Here is a 19,323-nt window from a genome sequence, read left to right as displayed (position 1 = left end):
GGGGCACCTCAAGAATTGTTGTTGGCGTGATCTCGTGTTCGTCGCCATCGCGCATCGATTGCCAACCCCAGGGAGGCAATCACGCCAATCCATCCGACAAACAACAGCCACTGGACCAGTACACTGCTGGTCAAAGCGAATAGTGCAAGGGCAATACCGACAAACATGACGGCGTACCAACTGAGGGCCGTTCGACGGTGACCAAGACCGGAACGGATCAAGCGCTGATAATAATGCTCCCGATGCGCTTCCCAAAACTTTTCGCCACGTAACAAACGTCGTAAAAGTGTTACAGATGCATCGACAATAAACGGCGCGAACACCATCGCAGGAAACCAGATCGGCCAAACCCCGTTATTCCATCCCCAGTAACCGAGTGCGCCCGCCATGAAACCCAGCGGGATGGATCCGGCATCGCCCAGAAACAGCCTGGCCGGATGGAAATTCAGGAGCAGGAAGCCGAACGCGGCGCCGGCCACCACCGCCGCCGCGATCGCCAGATCGAGAGAGCCGGGCGCGGCGCCGAATGCCGCCACGGCGTAACCCCCGAAGCCGAACAGCGCCATGCCGCCCGCCAGGCCGTCGGCACCGTCCATGAAGTTGTAGAGGTTGATCAGCCAGACCATCAGAAATCCGACAGGAATCAACCAGATCGGCGCGGCGGCCGGATAAAGGGCCAGCAATATAGCCACGGCGATCAGATGAGCCGCAAAGCGCACGCGCGCCGGCAGGCCCCGACGATCGTCGATCTGGGACAGCGCGGCGAGCGCCAATGCGGCGAGCGCAACCAGCCACAGCCGCGGCGCCAGCAGCCATATCGCCACGACGCCCACCGGCACGATGCCCCAGCCTCCCACGCGGGGGGTCGGACGCGTATGCAGCGAACGCGCGTTCGGGATATCGGTCGCAAGGCGCCATGCCCAGCCCGTGGCCAGCAGCACGCGCAGGATCAGCGTCGAAGCCGCGGCGGACGCGACCGCGATCGCCACGAGCTCCCATGAGCTCAAAAACTGGAAAACCATGTCGATCAGTTCCCGTGAATCCGTGTGCGATACCAGTCGGCCGTGGCGGCCAGCCCCTCGCGTGTCGTGAACGGCGGCCGCCAGCCGAGTTGCCGGCGAACGTGCGCGGTATCGAGCTGCAGGCTGCCGACCAGCCGGTCGACCTGCGCGCTGCGCCCCGACACCCGGCCGAGCATGCGCAGCCAGGCTTCCGGGAACGGCAGGAGTCGCGCGGGCCGACCCAGCGCCGCCCCCACCATGCGCAGCAACGCGGCGACCGACGGCGCATCGTCGTCGGCGACATGAAAACAGCCGTGTGCCGCACGCGGATCGATGGCACAGCACCGCAGGGCATCGGCGAGATTGTCCAGGTACACGATGCTGCGTCGCGCGGTGACCGAACCGAACGGCAGCGGCACGCCGCGCGAGACGATATCGAGCATGCGCAGAAAATTCGCCCGAACCTCCGGGCCATACACCAGCGGCGGGCGCACGATGACGACATCCAGCCCATGTTCGTCACCGAACGTTCGCAAGGCCAGTTCGGCTTCGTGCTTCGAACGTCCATAGGGATCGCCCGGCCTCGCCTGCGCTGTTTCGGAGAGCGGCGCGCCGTCGTCGCTCTCGGCGATCGCCTTCACGCTGCTGACCAGTACGAAGCGTCGAACGCCATGACGCCGCGCCGCCTCCGCAACCCGCAACGCGCCATCGACATTGGCCGCACGGAATGCCGCGTCGGGATCGGCTGCGGTGTCGTCCATGACATGCACGCGTGCCGCCAGATGAATCACGCAGTCCAGCTCGGGCCAATCGGCATCGGCCAGCCCGGCGAAGTCGAGGCCGTCGAAGCGCCATTCGCTGACGCCGTCGACACAGCCCCCGGTGCGCCGGACCAGCCCGGTCACGGCATGGCCATCGGCGAGCAGCGCGCGCGATACGGCCCGGCCCACGAAGCCGTTCGCGCCGGTGACGAGAATCCTGCTCATAGCCATTTCCAGCCGAAACGTCGATAGAAGCGGAATGCCGATGCGGCAAACATCCGGATGTGGGCGAAGCCTTTGCGCGAGGCGCCCCCGCCGTGATGCGCGATGCGCACCGCCGGCACATAGACGATTCGCGCCACGCGACTCGCGCGCACGCTGAGATCGTAATCCTCGAAATAGAGGAAATAGCGCGGGTCGAAACCGCCCAGGCGCTTGAGCACCTCGGTGCGAAACAGCATGAAACAGCCGCTGACGATGGGCGGCTGCCAGGTCACGTCGGTCGCGTTGATGCAATCGCGCATTTCATAACGCGCCAGCCGGCCGGCAAATGGCCGACGCAGCGACGCAGGCAGGAAGCCGCGCACGAACAGGTCGAGCACGGCCGGATAGCGTCGGCACAAATACTGGAGCCGACCCTTGCCATCGGACGTGCGCGGTGCAAGCAAGCCCGCATCGGGATGGGCATCGAGGAATGCAATGCCACGGACGAGGCTGTCCGCCTCCAGATCCACATCGGGATTGAGCACCAGGTGATAACGGCTGCGCGCCGGCTCGATCGCGAGGTTGTGGCCGCGCCCGTAGCCGACGTTGCCGTGCCCCGACATCACGGTGCAGGCGACGCCCGCCGCCTCGAGTTCGGCAATCGATTCCGTCAGATCAATCGTGCCGCCGTTGACGACAAGGCAGACGTCGACCGCGCCGCCGCGCTGCGCCCGCCATGCGGCGCATGCGACGGCAAGACTCGACAGCGTCCGCGCGATCACCGCCGGTTCGGGGTGGTAGACAACGATCGACACCGACAGACGATCGGCGTCGGAAGACGGTATCGGGGATGACGCAAGCGGAACGGATTCGGATGCCACGTGTTCGTGCATGTTGAGTAATGGTGGGGACATCGTTACGTCGAACGACTCGGGGCGCTGCGCGACGACACGGCGGATTCGGCCTCGGTACGGCGATGCACTCGGCGATCGCGCGGACGCCCTTCCTTGGCCGAGAAGCCTTCTGTCAGGATGCTATGATGCCCGACGCTCATCCGCCGGACCCGAAGATGCATCCCCCCAAGCTTGGATTTATCGATTCCTTGCGTGGTCTTGCCGCGCTCTATGTTCTGCTTTACCACCTGACACCGATCACCACGCCGCATGCCGTGCCGCCACAATGGCTCGCGCCGTTCACGGAGCTCGGCGGCTCGGGCGTCACGCTGTTCTTCGTGGTCAGCGCATTCACGCTGTGCCTGTCGATGGACATGCGCAAGCAGGACGAATCGACTCCGCTGCTCAACTACTATCTGCGCCGCTTCTTTCGGATCGCGCCGCTATTTTACGTGTGGATGGTGCTCTACTGTATCCGCGACAAGCTGATCTTCGATGCCATCCACTCGCCCGCCGAGATCCTGCGCAGCCTGTTTTTCGTGCTCAACCTGAGCCCCGGCCACGAGCAGGGATTTGTCTGGGCCAGTTGGACGCTCGGCGTCGAAATGCTGTTCTATGTGTTCTTCCCTGCGATCTTCAAGTACGCGAACAACCTCGGCCGTGCGATCGCCTGCTTCGTCGCTGCCCTGCTGCTTCGCAGCCTGTGGCAACTTGCCCTGACGAAACTGGTGGCCGATCCGGCCGTGGCGGCGGGCTACTACAACCTGAGCCTGCTGCATCACCTGCCGACCTTCACGCTCGGCATGGTGGCGTATCGCATCTATCGTCTGATCGACATCGAACGTGCGCGGCGAACCGGCGTGGGTGAACTGCTGACAGCCAGCGCAATCGCGCTGCTGATCGGCGTGGCCTACGGCTTCGTGCAAATCGGGCAATTCGATGGACTGACCGTGGAGGCCGTCATCTACGGCGCATTGCTGATCGGCCTGTCGATCCGCCCGCCTCGGCTGCTAGTCAATCCGTTCACGCGCTTCTACGGCAAGATCAGCTACTCGGTTTATCTGAGCCACGCGGCAACGCTGGCCGTGCTCGGGAAAGTGTTCGCCGTGATCTACGCTCACGTTCACTATGTGACGCTGGCCTATGGCCTGTCGGTGGCGCTCGGCCTCGGTATCGTCACCATGATCTCGTCCGTCACCTACCGGTTCGTCGAGACCCCCGGCAACCAACTCGGCAAATCGCTGATTCGCCGGCTTCGGCAGCAACGGGCAGCCAACCGCTCCGCCTGACACTTCCTGTCAAAAAGACGATGGCGGCGCAACGCGCCGCCATCGTCTCCTTCCCTTACTGCATCGGTTGATCGAGCAAGCGCTCGTCGAGGCCGAACTGCGCACACAGCTCACGAGCGTAGCGGTCTGCCGCCTCCACGACCGACGCATCGATCGTGTGGTTGGCACGCACCCACATCTGGATGTGGCGAATCTCCTTGACCAGCGCCTCGGCCTTGCCACCGATCGTCACGCTGCCGCCATGCCGGCGATGCAGGTTCAACGCATCCGGAACGAACGCGATCAGGCCTCGATCGAGCACGCGCAGATACACCATCCAGTCGCCTGCCACGCGGAACGCGCGGACCTCGTCGAAATGTCGGGAAAGCACATCGTTCAAGACCTGCCGCTTGAACACGACCGCGCTGACATTCGGAATCGTGTTCTTGACGGCCAGCGCACGCGCAATTTCATCCGAACCGGCGCCCACATAAGCACGCGTCCACTTGTCTTCGGAAATGTCGGCGACGTAATCGCGATAGTGATCGCATACGATCTCGCCCGTCTCCGACATTTGCTTCGATTCGGAGTAGCTCATGACCGTGCGCGCGTCGTCGAACCCTTCGATCACCGTCGACAGGAACTCCGGGTCCGACAGGTCGTCGGCTTCGGCGATCCACACGTAATCGCCGCGCGCCAGTTCGACACCACGCTTCCACTGGGCAAACACCGACCCGGAATTGACGTGGTTCACGACGACGCGATTGTCGATGTGCTGGTCGGCCAGTTGTTGGCGAATCACGCGCTCGCTGCCATCCGATGAGTTGTCGTCCAGGACGATCAGTTCGTAAATCGGGTAGTCCTGCTTCAGGATCGAGTCGAGCCGCTCACCGATATAGCGCTCGTAGTTGTAGTTCGGCACGACCACCGAAACGCGCTTGAAGCCGCAGCCAAGCAGATCGAGCAGATCGAACACGTAGGAGCGGAAGGAGTAATCCTCGGTGACGAGACGCATGCCTTCGACACCGAGCTCGCCGGCGCGCTGCGGATCGTCCAGCAACTCGCCGACCGCCTTGGCGAATGCACCGACATCCTCGAACGGCACCACGATGCCGCAGCCCAGCTTCAGCAATTCGGCCGAACCGCTCGCCCCTTCGAACGCCACCACAGGCACGCCGACTTCGAGCGACTCGAGCACCACGGACGGGAACGGATCCTCGCGCGACGTCAACGCCAGCACATCGGCACCCGCATAAAACTGATCGGTATCGAACAGCAGGCCGGGGAAGTGGAAACGGCTCGTCATGCCCTGCTTCTCGACGATGGCGTCGACCTTCTCCTTGGCCTCGTTGTCCCAATGCCCCAACCAGACGAAATGCACATCGTCGCGCTCGACAAACGGCGCGGCCGCCCGCGCGAACAGGTCGGTGCCCTTGCGCAGATCGCCGTATCCGACGCCCAGCACAACCTTTGCGTGAGCGGGCAGCTTCAGTTGCTCGCGCAACATCGTACGCGCCCGATCGATATCGCCGCCCATGCGATTGCGCTTGTAGAGACCTTGGGGGCGCAGCCGCGCCTTCCGCTCGTCAAGGCCGCTGAAACGCACGAACGATTCCTTGACCATCTTCGCCGGAAACACGACGGCCTTGGCATGCTCGGCGATCTCGGCGGCATGCTGCTCGAGCTTGTACTTCTTGAGCATGCCGTCCAGTTCGTGAATCAGCGAGATGCATTCGATACCCTGGCGCGACAACGTGCCGACGAAGCGCCCCGATACCGTGGTATTGCAGATCGCCGACTTGAACCCCTGCTGCGCCAGCGTCTTCACGAATTCGCTCGCGTCGTGGCCGGCCGGATCGACACCCGTCAGATCGTGCACCACGCTCCAACGCTCGAATTCGGCCTTCAGCGGCCCTTCGCCGAGCAGCACGGTTGCCACTTCGATATTGAACTGGGTCGCCAGCGCGCGAACGAGGTTCAGCGCGAGAAACTGCGCACCGTGCGCATAGGCATCGTGCGACACCACCAGCACGCGACGCACCACGCCACCATGCGCCGCCTGCACCAGCGCATTGCGGGTGGCGTGCAGCCAGGCATAGCCGTAGCGGCGATCGGGCTCGAGGTGGGCGCCCTCGGCCCATTCGTTCCAGGCATTGATGAATACGAGCCGCTCGTCCGGATTTTCGATACGTTCGACCGTATCGGTCGCGGCGTTGACCAGCCACTCTTCGTAGAGCTTCGGGGTCGAACCGACGAACACCGTGCCGCGCCCCGGCTTGCGGGCCTCGTTGTCCCACGACGGCGTCACGCCACGGAACAAGCGATACGGCGAATCCTGATAGTCACGGCTGCGCTCGACGAAGTGCGTCCAGTCGAGCACATAGCCCGCATGCTCCGGGTTGATCAGCGACACGCTGTCGATCTTGGAGGGCGGCTGGCTGTTGTTGGGCGGAAACTCGATCGCCGCATCGAAGCCGTAATCGCGCGGGTCGGCGCGCTCGAACGACTGCGTGTAGGCCAGATACAGTTCGCCCAGGCCGTTCGCACGCGCCCATTCACGCCAGCGCGTGACGGTTTCGCGCGCATTGGGCAACAGGTTCGGACGATAGACGAGCAACACCGGGCGGCCGTCGATACGGATATAGCGTTCATCGCGCAGATATTGCGACACGTGCTCGATGAACGCGAGATCGTCTTCGGGGGAGTGATGCTGCGAAATCAGCAATTCCTGATCGAGACCATCCCAACGGCGGCTCCAGTTCTCGTTCGCCCAGCACAGGCAGAACGGCAGATCGAACTCGCGATGTTCGAGATACTGCTGAATCGGCGCTTCCATCAAGCGCTTGCCGCCGAACCAGTAGAAATAGAAACAGAAGCCTCCGAGTCCGGCCAGCTTCGCCAGCTCGACCTGCCGCTGCTGCACGGCGGGAATACGCAAATCGTAGAAACCCAGCTCACCGGGCAGATGCGGCTGATAGTGGCCGACGAACTGCGGCACCGCGCGAGTGACGTTGGTCCACTCGGTAAAGCCTCGCCCCCACCATTCGTCGTTTTCGGCAAACGGGTGAAACTGCGGCAGATAGAACGCAATCGCCCGCACCGGCACGTGATGCGGCGCGCTCGGCGGCAGTGCCTGATAGTCGGACGACGGCACCACCGCGGTCACCGTGAATGGCGCCGCCGTGGCAACGACGGTGCCGGCCCTCACGGAATTCGCATGCGCGGTGCGGCGGCGCAATGCCGCCCAATCCTGATAGGCACGCGTATTGGCGAACACGCGCGGAAACAGCCGGAACAAGCCGCCCTTGATCTTGCGCTTGAGCGACGCCGGCAGCGGCATCTTGCGGTAAATGATCTTCACGGCCGCGCGCAGCGACGTGGCACGCGCCTCACCACCTTGAGCGACTCGTTTCATAAAGCGCAACCCGCTCGTGACACGCCACGAAGTGCTCGATCGGATCTCGCGAATCTCGGCATCGAGCGCGTGAATCCGCTCGCCCTGGTGCTCCAGTTCATTGCGGCGATCCAGTTCGGCCACGACGCGATTGTGCTCGCTCGTGACGCGCTCCCGCTCGCGCTCGAGGGTGAAAAGACGATCCGTCTTGTCGTTGAGTTGACGATGTGCTCTAGCCAAGCTGTCGCCTTTTTCCTGCAGCGCTGCTTCGAAGCGTGCAAGCGATAAGCGTATCGCTTCATCAAAGTTCTCCTTGTGGCGTGCCGCCGACGATTGCGCCTCATTTTGACCAGCGCGGCGTGAAACCGGAGAATCGGCAAGACGCACCTGACGATCTGCCAAGCCGGCAGCCTCGATGAGGCGGGTCGATAGATCCGTGAGCTGCTGCCTGGACTCGATCGCGATCGCGGCGATCGAATCGATCTCCGCCCGGACCGACAGGCGGACAGAAAGCATCCAGCCGTTCTGCACCTGACTCAGTACGGTATCCGGCACAGGCAGCTCGAACCAGGGATCGTTGCCGGCGACGATCAGTTCGATCGGCCAGCCCTTGCCGAGCCGGTAGGCGCCGAACACTTCGATGGCGGCATCGGCCTGCGTGTGCAGCGACCAGACAACGCGCCCCTCGGCATCGCACACATCGATCGCATGAAGCTCCACGACGCCAGGGCGATCGCTCGGATCGAAGCGCAGCTTGGTGATTTTCAGCGCGGCGGCAGGTTCGCGCAGCTCGAGACGAGCGGTACGCGGTTCGGCGCCGGCGGCGACATAGCAACCCATGGCGTGTTGCTCCGACCAGCCGCTTCCAGCGTCAACTTCCCAGTATGCCTTGCATTCAATCCGGTCCCCTTGCTTGGCCGACGCACCAATTTGAGTTTCGTCAATTTCATAGACGGTTGCGTCGAGCACCGGCAGCTCGCCATCCGAAGCAAGCGCGACGAAGTAGAGCGGCCGCGCCACGCCGACCTGCCCTTCGCTGCCATCCTCGTCGCCCTGCCGCCAGCTCCGCAGCGCGGCGGCGCGCGGTTCGAGGGCCGCCAGCATCGAACCGGTCACGACACGCTGGCCGTACAGGTCGACCTTTGCGAACCGGCTGCGCAGCAAGGCCTCGAATTCGTCGAGATACAGTTCCTTGACGTGCCACGGATTCGAATAGCCCGTGACATCGGAATATTCATGCTTGTTGGGACTGGAGATCACCACGATCCCGCCGGGACGCAACACGCGCTTGATCTCGCGAATCATCGCCTCGTGTTGGTCGTGGTGCTCGATCGTCTCGAAGCTCACCACCATGTCGACGCTGGCGTCGCCCAGCGGAATGGCGGCGGCCGAGCCGGCGATGAACTGCAGGTTGCTCGCCCGGCCGCTATAGGCCGCTCGGGCATGCTGAACCGCCTCGTCGCTGATATCGACACCGATCACCGACGCCGCCGTGCGGGACAAGGCAAACGACCCGTAGCCCTCGCCGCATGCGATGTCGAGCACGCGCGCGCCGTGGCAGAGCTTGCCCGCCACGAGATAGCGATGCATGTGCTCGACCTCGATATGGGCCGACATGCCGGGGATATAACGCTCGCCGTCCCAGGTAAGATCGTCGCTCTGTTCGGACATGATGGTTGTATCCTCGCCGGCGGCCGACATCCCGTGCCCCTGCGGTTTCAGTTGTTCGTTTGACATGTAGTGTGGGTCGGTCTTGTTCACTCGGCCGCTGCAATGCCGACACGCCGCATCGGCACCGCGAGCAGGCAGCTCGCGACGCTCGATGCATGTACGCGCAACGGCAATGCGTCGTGGATCCAGTGAAGCTGAACGTGATCTTGTTGTGTGCCGTCGGCGATCGCGACGTTGATCGAATAATCGCCGACGGGCAGTCTTGGCATGGAAAACGAGAAATCCGCGACGAGCGTTTCGCCGGCCGCGCAACTCTGCGGCGCATGTCGATAGGTCAAAAACGTGTTGTCGCCGAACAGTGATTGGCCCAGCGCATCGTTGAAGAAGAATCCGATGATCGGCGAGCGCACCGCCTCGAAGATCGCGGCGCTCACGCGAATCGTCACCGCTTCGCCGCCCACGATCCAGGAGAGCGTGCGTTGTCGATCGTCGACGAAGCAGACGTCGACGAGGCGCGCCGCCCCACTGCCGAACGATGCCGCTTGCGGATCGAAGCGACGCACCTCGATATCGTTCCGGCTCGACGTGCGGTTGATCGTGCCGAGGCGCACATCGCCGGCTCCGGCCGGAGCCGGCGCGACGATCGCAGGGGAACGCTGCGCCGGAACGGCGGCCGGCGTGCCGGCGTCGTCCGGCGCGGCATTGAAGTAGGCATCGAGGTAGGCATTGCAGACCGTCTCGGGATCGCCTTCGCTGCGCACCTTGCCGCCGTCGATCCAGATGACGCGAGTGCAAAGCTTCTTGACGGTCGACGTGTCGTGGCTGACAAACAGGATCGTGCCCTTCTGGCGGAATTGATCCATGAACCGCAGGCACTTTTGCGTAAAGAAGGTATCGCCGACCGCCAGCGCCTCGTCCACCACCAGAATATCGGCGTCCACATGCGCGATCACCGCGAACGCCAACCGAACGAACATGCCGCTCGAGTAGGTCTTGACCGGTTGATCGATAAAGTCGCCGATATCGGCGAACGCGATGATCTGCTCGAGACGTTCATCGATCTGACGGCGGCTCAGGCCGTGCAACTGGGCATTCAGATAGACGTTCTCGCGTCCGGAATATTCCGGATCGAAACCGGACCCCAGTTCCAGCAACGCGGCAACGCGCCCGACCGTTTCGATCGAGCCGCGGCTCGGATTGAGCGTGGCGCAGACCATCTGCAGCAGCGTGCTCTTGCCCGACCCGTTCCGGCCGATGATGCCGATCGTTTCGCCGCGGGCAACGTCGAAGCTGACATCCTCGAGGGCCCAGAACACGCGACCATAGGCGCTGGCGCGATCCGCGGCGTAATTTTGCAGCGCACCATCCGGCAACACGCGGCTGGCGGCACCGAAAGCGGCCTGCTTGAGCCGGTTGGCCGGCAAGTCGAACGATCGAAAGCCCTTCGCCACGCCTGATGCGCGAATGACGGCCTGTTTTGACATTGCGTCACTTCCTCGAAAACGCGCTCGGCGAGCGACCACAAAAACCCGGTTCGTCCGAGCGTAGCGAGGGATTTTATCAAACCGCACGCATTTCGACGGGCAGTATATTGAATCGGTAATGGACCGCGTTGCCGGGTGTTACCGGACGTAACGATCGCCGTGCGGCGATACCCGGCTCCGATGTCGGGAGCCGGCAGACAAAGTGCGCCGACAGCGGACATCCCCCCCGCCGGCCGGTGCGCAACCGGTGCGGCCCGGCACATTTCGTTACATCCTCCCCACGCCGCCCGCTCCGATATGCGCCGGTCCCGGCCGCCGCGCCGGGACCGCCATGCGATAATGGCCGACGCGCCAACGAGCGCCCCGTCACCGTCATTTCGTTCGTTCAGTAAGCCGCTCCGATCCGATCATCCATGCAAAGCTTCAGCGCCTCGCCGACGTATCTACTGGCATCGCTAGTCAAGAACCGCCGACTCTTGTGCGATCTCGCACGACGCGACGCGGTAGGCCGTTACAAGGGCTCCGCACTCGGCATTCTGTGGTCGATGCTCACACCGCTGCTGATGTTGAGCGTCTATACCTTCGTGTTCAGCGGCGTATTCAAATCCCGCTGGGGAAATGGCCCCTCCTCCGGCTCGCACGGCGAATTCGCGGTCGTGCTGTTCGCCGGCATGATCATGTTCAACATGTTCTCGGAGTGCATCAATCGCGCTCCCGGGCTCGTGCTCGGCAACACCAACTTCGTCAAGAAGATCGTGTTTCCGCTCGAGATCCTGCCGTGCGTGAGCCTGTTGTCGGCCCTGTTCCATGCGTTCATCAGCATCGTGATCCTGCTGATCGCCGAGTTTCTGATCCAGGGCAGCGTGCCGCTCACCGCGGTGCTGCTGCCGGTCGTGATGGTGCCGCTGTGCGTGTTGATACTCGGCCTCGCCTGGATGCTGTCGGCGACCGGCGTGTACCTGCGCGATATCGGCCAGACCATCGGCATCGGCGTGACGGCGCTCATGTTCCTGTCTCCGATATTTTTTCCGCTGTCGGCGCTTCCGCCGAGCTTCCGTGCCCTGGTCTACTGGAATCCGTTGACGTTTCCGATCGAGCAGAGCCGCAATGTGCTGATCTGGGGCAAGCCGATCGATTGGGCGACCTGGTTCGGCTACCTCGGGATCAGCCTGGTCGTGGCCTGGCTCGGATTCGCGTGGTTTCAAAAAACGCGCAAGGGATTCGCGGATGTCCTCTGATACGGTCATCGAGGCTGTCTCGCTCGGCAAGGGCTTCAAGGCTTATGCCCTGCCATCGCATCGCCTGCTCCAGTTCGCCTGGCACTTCGCGGCGCGCGTCACACCCGGTACTCGCCTGAAGGCGTGGTTGCAGCGCCGCGCCGAAGCGGCCGGCCGCACGTTCTGGGCCTTGCGCGGCATCAACTTGAGCGTCGGGCGAGGCGAGACGGTCGGCATCATCGGCCGCAACGGCTCGGGCAAGAGCACCTTGCTGCAAATGATCTGCGGCACGCTTGCGCCCACCGAAGGCACGATCCGCACCACCGGACGCATCGCCGCGCTGCTGGAACTCGGCTCGGGCTTCGATCCCGAGTACACGGGGCGTCAGAACGTCTACATGAACGGCCAATTGCACGGGCTCACGCAAGCGCAGATCGACGAACGGTTCGCCGCGATCGAAGCGTTCGCCGATATCGGCACCTTCATCGACGAGCCCGTCAAAACCTACTCGAGCGGCATGTTCGTGCGGCTGGCGTTCGCCGTCATCGCGCATGTGGACGCCGACATTCTCGTGATCGACGAAGCGCTCGCGGTCGGCGATGCCTTTTTTACCCAGAAGTGCATGCGATTCCTGCGCCGCTTCATGCAAACCGGCACGGTGCTGTTCGTCAGCCACGATGCGGCGGCGATTCGCAGCCTTTGCACACGAGCCGTCTGGATCGACCGCGGCAGCGTGATCGAGGAAGGCGAGCCGAAAGCGGTCAGCAATCGCTATCTCGAGGTGTTTTACGAGGCGCAGCAAGGCAAGAGCAGCATTGCGAGCGTCGCCGCGCCGGTTCCCAGGCACAGCGACGAAGCGGACGCCACACGCCACGATCAACGCACGCAATTCCCTCGCGACACCCCCGCATCGCCCGGTTTCGTCTTCGATCCGGCCGGCGAGGCCTCGAATCACGGCGCGACCGTCGATACCGTCGAACTGACCCGTGCCGACGGCACGCGCCTGCTCTGGACCAGCGGTGGCGAAATCGCGACGCTGCGCATCGCGGCGTCGGTGCACCGGCGGGTCGCCGATGCCGTACTGGGATTCGTCGTCAAGGACAAGCTCGGCCGCATGCTGTTCGGCGATCACACCTACTGGAGTTCGCTCGACTCACCATTGGCGCTGGCCGACGACGCACGGTTCGCGGCGGAGTTCGAATTTGCGATGCCGATCCTGACGCCGGGCGACTATGCGATCGACGTGATCGTCGCCGATGCCTCCACGACGGCGGAAACCACCCTCGGCCATCGGCACGATGCGTTCGTGTTCAAATCGGAAGCGGCCACCTCGTCGACCGGCCTGGTCGGTCTGCCCATGCAGCGGATTGCGCTGACGGTCGAATCAACGGCGACGCATTGACGCGCACATGGGGCGCGACGCGCCCATTCGACGGCTGACCGCTTACGACACGCTGGCGTCGATATCGCACTGGAACACGTCGCGCATCGCCTGGCTTGAGAAGTTGCGGGCGATATAGTCTCGGCCGCCGTCCGACAACCCCTGCCACCGTGCGTCGTCACGCAACACGTCGATCACATCGGCGGCAAATACGGCGGCGTCGTCGCTCGCCGGCACGCGGCCGTCGAGGCCGGCCAGGCCTTGCAGGCCAACCGGCGTCGTCACCAGCGGCACGCCGAAATTCAGCGCCTCGACCACCTTGTTCTTGACGCCGGCGCCAAAGCGCAACGGCACCACGGCCACCCGCGCCTCGCCATACAGCCGCGCCAGCTCCTCGTCGCTCACGTAGCCGGTCACGGTCACGTTGCCCGCGGCCAGGGCCTTCACTTCATCTGTCGGATTCGAGCCGATCAGCATCAGACGAACACCCGGCACCGCCTGCGTGATGCGCGGCAGGATGTCCGCCACCAGCCACTTGGCCGCATCGATGTTCGGGGGATGGCCGAAGCCGGCGACAAAAATGATCAAGTCACGCTCACGCGCGCCGACCGGCACAACCGATGTGTCTTCGGTACGGAAGAAATAGGCCGGCAAGGTGCGCGCGAGCACGTCCGGCGCCAGCGTATTGACGACCTGCGTTTCCTCGCCGGACGGGTAGTAGACCACGTCGGCCTGGTGCCACACGCGCAATTCGAGCGTGCGCATCTCGTCGATTTCCTTGCGCACCTGCGCGCTGCCCGATATCTCGAACTCTTTCTGTGCCCGGGCGAAATGCAGATCGTGGCCGTAGAACAGCAGCTTGGCCTCGGGCCGCGAGCGACGCAGCGGCGCGATGTACTCGCTCGAGACATGCGGCCGATTCAGGAACGCGTAGTCGATCGCCTGATCGGTATGACGCAGCCAGACATCGAAACCGTCGGCGTATTCGGGGCCGCACAGCACTTCGACGCCAAGCTGTTGCAGCGGTTTGACATAGGCGCTTTCGGTCCAGACGCTGTCGGGCCAGAACTTCACGTTCAGCCCCATCTGCAGAAAGATCTGAATGCAACAGAGCACCGAGCGCGAGCCCGCATCGCGATCGGGCTGCGGCACATAGCGATCGACGATCAGCACCGTGCGACGCTCGGCCGAGCGATCATGCGCCGCGCTGACCCGCGAGCCGTTGTCGAAATGCCGGCGTTCCAGTTCTTCGCGCCATACGGTGCGGAACGTCTTCTGGTTCGCGACTTGATAGGCCTTGATGCCGCTACCCGTATCGGTGCCGTTCGAGACGCCCTCGTAATGCACGATCGTCGATTCGGGTTGGTAATAGACCTTGCGTCCGGCCGCCCTGACCCGAAATGCCAGATCGGAATCTTCGCAATAGGCGGGCACATAACGTTCGTCGAAGCCGCCCAGCGAATCGAACAGCGCCTTGGGCACCAGCAACGATGCCCCCGACACGTAATCGACTTCCTTCACGTAGTTGTAGGCACTCTTGTGCGGATCGTCGAGGCGGCCGAAATTCCAGGCAGACCCGTCCCGCCACAGAATGCCGCCGGCTTCCTGCAGCCGGCCGTCCGGATAGACCAGCTTGGAGCCGACCACGCCGCACTGGGGATCGCGCTCGAACAGCGCGAGCATCGAATCGAGCCAGCCCGGCGTGACTTCCGTATCGTTGTTCAGGAAATGCAGATACCGGCCGCGAGCGAATGTGGCGGCGCGATTGCAGGACCGGATGAAACCCAGATTCTGCGGATGTTCGATGAAGCGCAAGCCCGGCACGTCGCGCAAGCGGACGATCTGCTCGCAGCCGGAAGCATCTTCGGCGACGATCACCTCGATCGGCGCCGCCGGCCAATACTCGGCGATCGATCGCAGGCAGGCCAGGGTATGCGGCAGGTTCCCGTAAGCAGGAATCACCACCGAGACAAGCGGTTCGCTGACCGACTCGAAGCGCAGCTCGGCCAATACGGCATCGATATCGGCGGATTGCGTGAGCGGCGCACGGCCGAGCACCTGCACGATCGGCACGCTTTGTCGCTTCCACGATTCGTAAGCGACCATGCCCTTGAACAGGGGGCCGGCAAGCCGGAACACCGCACTGGTCAGCCGCGCCTTGTTCCGCGGGCTGAGCGGCATGGTTCGATACAGCGTGCGGCCCACGCGCCGCACCAGCGGACGAGCGGCATCCAGCAGCCGGTTTCGCATTTCCATAAAACGAGTCCCATCGCGAAACCGCGTTTCAGCAATCCTTGAGGTCATCCATCACCAGCGCCAGCGCCTGCTGCCAGCCCAGCCGCTGCAATCCGAAGCGCTGATCAAAACGCGTATTGTCGAGCACCGACCACGCAGGCCGGCGCGCCGGCGTCGGATAAGCGTCCGACGGAATCGGCTCGATCGTGTGCACGCGAATCGCATCGCCACGCGCCGCTCGCGCCGCCTCGACGATGGCCGACGCGAACCCGTGCCAGGTGGTCTGCCCGTCCGCCGTCATGTGGAACAGGCCCGACTCGAAACGGTCGGCCGCGCGCTCGCGCATGGCATGCGAAACGGCATGCGCCGTCAGATCCGCAATCATGCGCGCGGAGGTCGGCGTGCCGATCTGATCGGCGACGACGCGCATCGTTTCACGCTCGCCGGCAAGCCGCAGCATGGTGAGCAGGAAGTTGCGACCGCGCGCGCCATAGACCCAGGTGGTGCGGAACGTCAGCCAATCGCCGCCGGCGTCGGCAATCGCCTGTTCCCCGGCGAGCTTGGTGCGGCCGTATGCGTTGACGGCGTGGGTGGCCGCGGTTTCCGTGTACGGGGCGGTTGCAGTGCCGTCGAAGACGTAATCGGTCGAGTAATGCACGAACAACGCGCCCACGTCGCGGGCGGCTTGCGCCAGCACGCCGGCCGCCTCGCCATTCACCCGCAGCGCCAGCGCTTCCTGCTCTTCCGCGAGATCGACTGCGGTATAGGCCGCCGCATTGACGATCACGTCGGGGCGCACCGACGCCACCAGCGCGGCGAGCGTCTCGGGCCGCGACAGATCTGCGGCCTCGCGATCGCAGGCGACCACTCCGCCCAGCGGCGCAAGCGCGCGACGCAGCTCCCATCCAACCTGCCCGTTACGGCCCGTCAGCAGGATCTTCACGCGTATACCTCCGCCGCTTCGAGCCGCACACCCGCCGCATCCTTGGCCGCCAACTGCGGCTCGAAATCGATCGGCCACTCGATCGCGAGCGACGGGTCGTTCCACAGGATGCTGCGTTCGAATTCCGGGTACCAGTAATCGGTCGTTTTATAGAGGAACTGCGCCGATTCGCTGAGCGTGACGAAGCCGTGCGCGAAGCCCGGCGGCACCCACAGCTGACGGGCGTTCTCGGCCGACAGCAATACACCGACCCACTTGCCGAAGTTCGGCGACGACTTCCGGATATCGACGGCCACGTCGAACACCTCGCCCTCGATCACGCGCACCAGCTTGCCCTGCGCATGCTCGATCTGATAATGCAGCCCGCGCAGCACGCCGCGCGCCGAACGCGAGTGGTTGTCCTGCACGAACACCGCGCCCGCATCCACTTTGTCGGCGAATTCGCGGCCGTTGAAGCTCTCGTAGAAAAAGCCCCGCGCGTCGCCGAACACCTTCGGTTCGACGATCTTCACTTCCGGCAATGCCGTTGCCGTTACTTGGATTGCCATGCGACCTGTTCCGTCAAAAGGTTCTTCAGATATTGGCCGTACGCGTTCTTCGCCAGCGGCTGCGCGAGCTTGAGCACCTGCTCGCCGTCGATCCAGCGGTGCCGGTAGGCGATCTCTTCCGGGCACGCGACCACCAGCCCCTGACGCTTCTGCAGCGTCGCGATGAACGTGGCGGCCTCGATCAGCGAATCGTGCGTGCCGGTGTCGAGCCATGCATAGCCGCGGCCCATGATCTCGACGTCGAGCTGGCCCGCCTTCAGGTAGCGCGAATTCACGTCGGTGATCTCGAGCTCGCCGCGCGCCGACGGCTTGATGTCGGCGGCGATGTCGCACACCTGGTTGTCGTAGAAATAGAGGCCGGTGACGGCGTAGTTCGAGCGCGGCTTGGCCGGCTTTTCCTCGATCGACAGCGCGTGGAACGACTTGTCGAATTCGACCACGCCGTAACGCTCCGGATCGTGCACGTGATAGGCGAACACCGTCGCGCCGGCGTCGCGCGCATCGGCGCGCTGAAGCTGCTTCGCCAGATCGTGCCCGTAGAAAATGTTGTCGCCGAGGATCAACGCCGACGGATCGTTGCCGACGAATTCCTTGCCGATGACGAACGCCTGCGCGAGACCATCGGGCGACGGCTGCACCGCGTATTGCAGGTTCATGCCCCACTGCGAGCCGTCGCCGAGCATCGCCTCGAAACGCGGCGTGTCCTGCGGCGTGGAGATGATCAGCACCTCGCGGATGCCGGCGATCATCAGCGTCGACAGCGGGTAATAGATCATCGGCTTGTCGTACACGGGCAGCAGTTGCTTCGACACCGCGTGCGTGATCGGATACAGCCGCGTGCCGGAACCGCCGGCCAGAATGATGCCCTTGCGTGCCATCGCTTCGCTCCTCGTCAAGCGCGTTGCGCGTAGTTCATCTCGACCCACTTGCGGTACTCGCCCGAAGCCACTTCGGCGGCCCACGCCTGATTGTCGAGATACCAGCGCACGGTTTGCGCCATGCCGGTTTCGAAGGTTTCGGCCGGCTTCCAGCCGAGCTCGCGTTCGAGCTTGCGCGCATCGATCGCGTAGCGGCGATCGTGGCCGGGGCGATCGGTCACGAACGTGATCTGCTCGCGGTAAGAACCGCTCGCCTTCGGCTTCTGCTCGTCGAGCAGATCGCACAGCACATGCACGACATCGAGGTTCTTCTTCTCGTTCCAGCCGCCGACGTTGTACGTCTCGCCGGGCAGGCCGCGCGCGAGCACCTCGCGGATCGCCGAGCAGTGATCGCCGACGTACAGCCAGTCACGCACGTTCTGGCCGTCGCCGTACACCGGCAGCGGCTTGCCGGCCAGCGCGTTGGCGATGATCAGCGGGATCAGCTTTTCGGGGAATTGATACGGGCCGTAGTTGTTCGAGCAGTTGGTGGTCAGCACCGGCAGCCCGTACGTGTGGAAATAGGCGCGCACCAAGTGATCGGAGCCGGCCTTGGTGGCCGAGTACGGGCTGTTCGGCGTGTACGGCGTGGTTTCGGAAAACTGCGGATCGGTGGCCGACAGCGAACCGAACACCTCGTCCGTCGAGACGTGCAGGAAGCGGAACGCGGCCTTCGCCTCGGCATCGAGCGTGTTCCAGTACTGGCGCGTCGCCTCGAGCATCGTGAAGGTGCCGACCACGTTGGTCTGCACGAAATCGGCCGGGCCGTGGATCGAGCGGTCGACGTGGCTTTCGGCCGCGAAATGCAGCACCGCGCGCGGGCGATGCTCGGCCAGCAGCGCATCGATCGCCTCGCGGTCGCAAATGTCGACGCGGGCGAAGATATGGTTCGGATTGTCCTGCAGCGACTTCAGGGTGCCGAGGTTGCCGGCGTAGGTCAGTTTGTCGACATTCACCACCGGCTCGCCCGATTGCGCGAACCAGTCGAGCACGAAATTGGCGCCGATAAAACCGGCACCGCCCGTCACCAATATCATGGGAATCCCTTGTCGAAAACGGAGTCTGGATTGGCCGAAAATGCGGAAAGTCCGCATTCGACCCCTCAGAATGCGCGCCGTGAATCGCGAGTATCTGTTGTTCTCTGGCTCATGGCCGTGCTGTAGGCCACATACCGCATAGGGCAGCAATTATAAGGCCTGTGCCATTCCAAAAAACACGCCACTAACAACTTGCAACAGCTTGACAAACGTCGAAACGGGCGCATTTTTCTCGTAGAATCATCTCAAAATAAGTCGAATCTGCGCAAATTCCGCTCACGGCTCCGACCTGTCGAGGGGCCGACCGACTTGTGATACCGTCTGTCGCAAGTCAGTCAAGAATCGTCAAACCGTCACCTCGTTTCCAAG

13 protein-coding genes are annotated in these 19,323 nt (G+C 63.6%); 3 read left to right on the top strand and 10 right to left on the bottom strand.

What is annotated here, in order from left to right:
- Positions 1-8: 8 nt before the first annotated feature.
- From AB4850_RS16425 to AB4850_RS16415, 3 genes are read right to left on the bottom strand one after another with little or no spacing between them, the layout of a single operon-like run.
- On the bottom strand, positions 9-1,022 hold the full coding sequence (locus AB4850_RS16425) for an MraY family glycosyltransferase (protein WP_414444093.1): 1,014 nt from the start codon (positions 1,020-1,022) through the stop codon (positions 9-11).
- Between the two features lie 5 nt (positions 1,023-1,027).
- Positions 1,028-1,987, bottom strand: coding sequence for a UDP-glucose 4-epimerase family protein (locus AB4850_RS16420; RefSeq protein WP_414444092.1), 960 nt, complete (start codon positions 1,985-1,987; stop codon positions 1,028-1,030).
- Positions 1,984-2,859: a glycosyltransferase family 2 protein gene (locus AB4850_RS16415; RefSeq protein WP_414445532.1), complete on the bottom strand. Its 876-nt coding sequence runs from the start codon at positions 2,857-2,859 to the stop codon at positions 1,984-1,986. Before AB4850_RS16415 ends, AB4850_RS16420 begins: the two co-directional genes overlap by 4 nt.
- A gap of 176 nt (positions 2,860-3,035) precedes the next feature.
- Here AB4850_RS16415 and AB4850_RS16410 point away from each other — a divergent pair, with 176 nt between their 5' ends.
- Positions 3,036-4,148 carry an acyltransferase family protein gene (locus AB4850_RS16410; RefSeq protein WP_414444091.1) on the top strand — a complete coding sequence of 371 codons (1,113 nt, stop codon included), beginning with the start codon at positions 3,036-3,038 and terminating at the stop codon, positions 4,146-4,148.
- 55 nt (positions 4,149-4,203) lie between these two features.
- Here the strand turns inward: AB4850_RS16410 and AB4850_RS16405 are convergent, their stop codons facing one another.
- Positions 4,204-9,138 (bottom strand): glycoside hydrolase family 99-like domain-containing protein, encoded by a 4,935-nt coding sequence (locus AB4850_RS16405; RefSeq protein ID WP_414445531.1) that lies wholly within the window; start codon positions 9,136-9,138, stop codon positions 4,204-4,206.
- A gap of 140 nt (positions 9,139-9,278) precedes the next feature.
- Positions 9,279-10,676 (bottom strand): ABC transporter ATP-binding protein, encoded by a 1,398-nt coding sequence (locus AB4850_RS16400; RefSeq protein WP_414445530.1) that lies wholly within the window; start codon positions 10,674-10,676, stop codon positions 9,279-9,281.
- Positions 10,677-11,089: 413 nt separating this feature from the next.
- Here AB4850_RS16400 and AB4850_RS16395 point away from each other — a divergent pair, with 413 nt between their 5' ends.
- Both AB4850_RS16395 and AB4850_RS16390 read left to right on the top strand, forming a co-directional pair.
- Entirely contained in the window at positions 11,090-11,914 is an 825-nt protein-coding gene (locus AB4850_RS16395) for an ABC transporter permease (RefSeq protein WP_414444090.1), read from the top strand.
- Complete coding sequence (locus AB4850_RS16390; RefSeq protein ID WP_414444089.1) at positions 11,904-13,295, top strand: ABC transporter ATP-binding protein; 1,392 nt, start codon at positions 11,904-11,906, stop codon at positions 13,293-13,295. The genes AB4850_RS16395 and AB4850_RS16390 overlap by 11 nt, the downstream gene beginning before the upstream one ends.
- A gap of 42 nt (positions 13,296-13,337) precedes the next feature.
- Here AB4850_RS16390 and AB4850_RS16385 read toward each other — a convergent pair whose 3' ends face one another.
- Genes AB4850_RS16385 through rfbB form a run of 5 tightly spaced genes read right to left on the bottom strand, consistent with a single transcriptional unit; the run spans position 13,338 to position 18,954 of the window.
- Positions 13,338-15,530 (bottom strand): glycosyltransferase, encoded by a 2,193-nt coding sequence (locus AB4850_RS16385; RefSeq protein WP_414444088.1) that lies wholly within the window; start codon positions 15,528-15,530, stop codon positions 13,338-13,340.
- A gap of 28 nt (positions 15,531-15,558) precedes the next feature.
- Positions 15,559-16,452 (bottom strand): dTDP-4-dehydrorhamnose reductase, encoded by an 894-nt coding sequence (gene rfbD / locus AB4850_RS16380; protein ID WP_414444087.1) that lies wholly within the window; start codon positions 16,450-16,452, stop codon positions 15,559-15,561.
- Positions 16,449-17,000: a dTDP-4-dehydrorhamnose 3,5-epimerase gene (rfbC, locus tag AB4850_RS16375; protein WP_414444086.1), complete on the bottom strand. Its 552-nt coding sequence runs from the start codon at positions 16,998-17,000 to the stop codon at positions 16,449-16,451. Before rfbC ends, rfbD begins: the two co-directional genes overlap by 4 nt.
- Positions 16,985-17,878, bottom strand: a complete 894-nt coding sequence (gene rfbA / locus AB4850_RS16370) for a glucose-1-phosphate thymidylyltransferase RfbA (RefSeq protein WP_414444085.1) — start codon at positions 17,876-17,878, stop codon at positions 16,985-16,987. The genes rfbC and rfbA overlap by 16 nt, the downstream gene beginning before the upstream one ends.
- Before the next feature lie 14 nt (positions 17,879-17,892).
- Complete coding sequence (gene rfbB, locus AB4850_RS16365) at positions 17,893-18,954, bottom strand: dTDP-glucose 4,6-dehydratase (protein WP_414444084.1); 1,062 nt, start codon at positions 18,952-18,954, stop codon at positions 17,893-17,895.
- Between the last annotated feature and the right edge of the window lie 369 nt (positions 18,955-19,323).

It is taken from the genome of Burkholderia sp. 22PA0106 (assembly GCF_047497155.1).
GTDB lineage: Bacteria > Pseudomonadota > Gammaproteobacteria > Burkholderiales > Burkholderiaceae > Burkholderia.
This window is presented reverse-complemented; position numbering and strand designations above follow the sequence as displayed.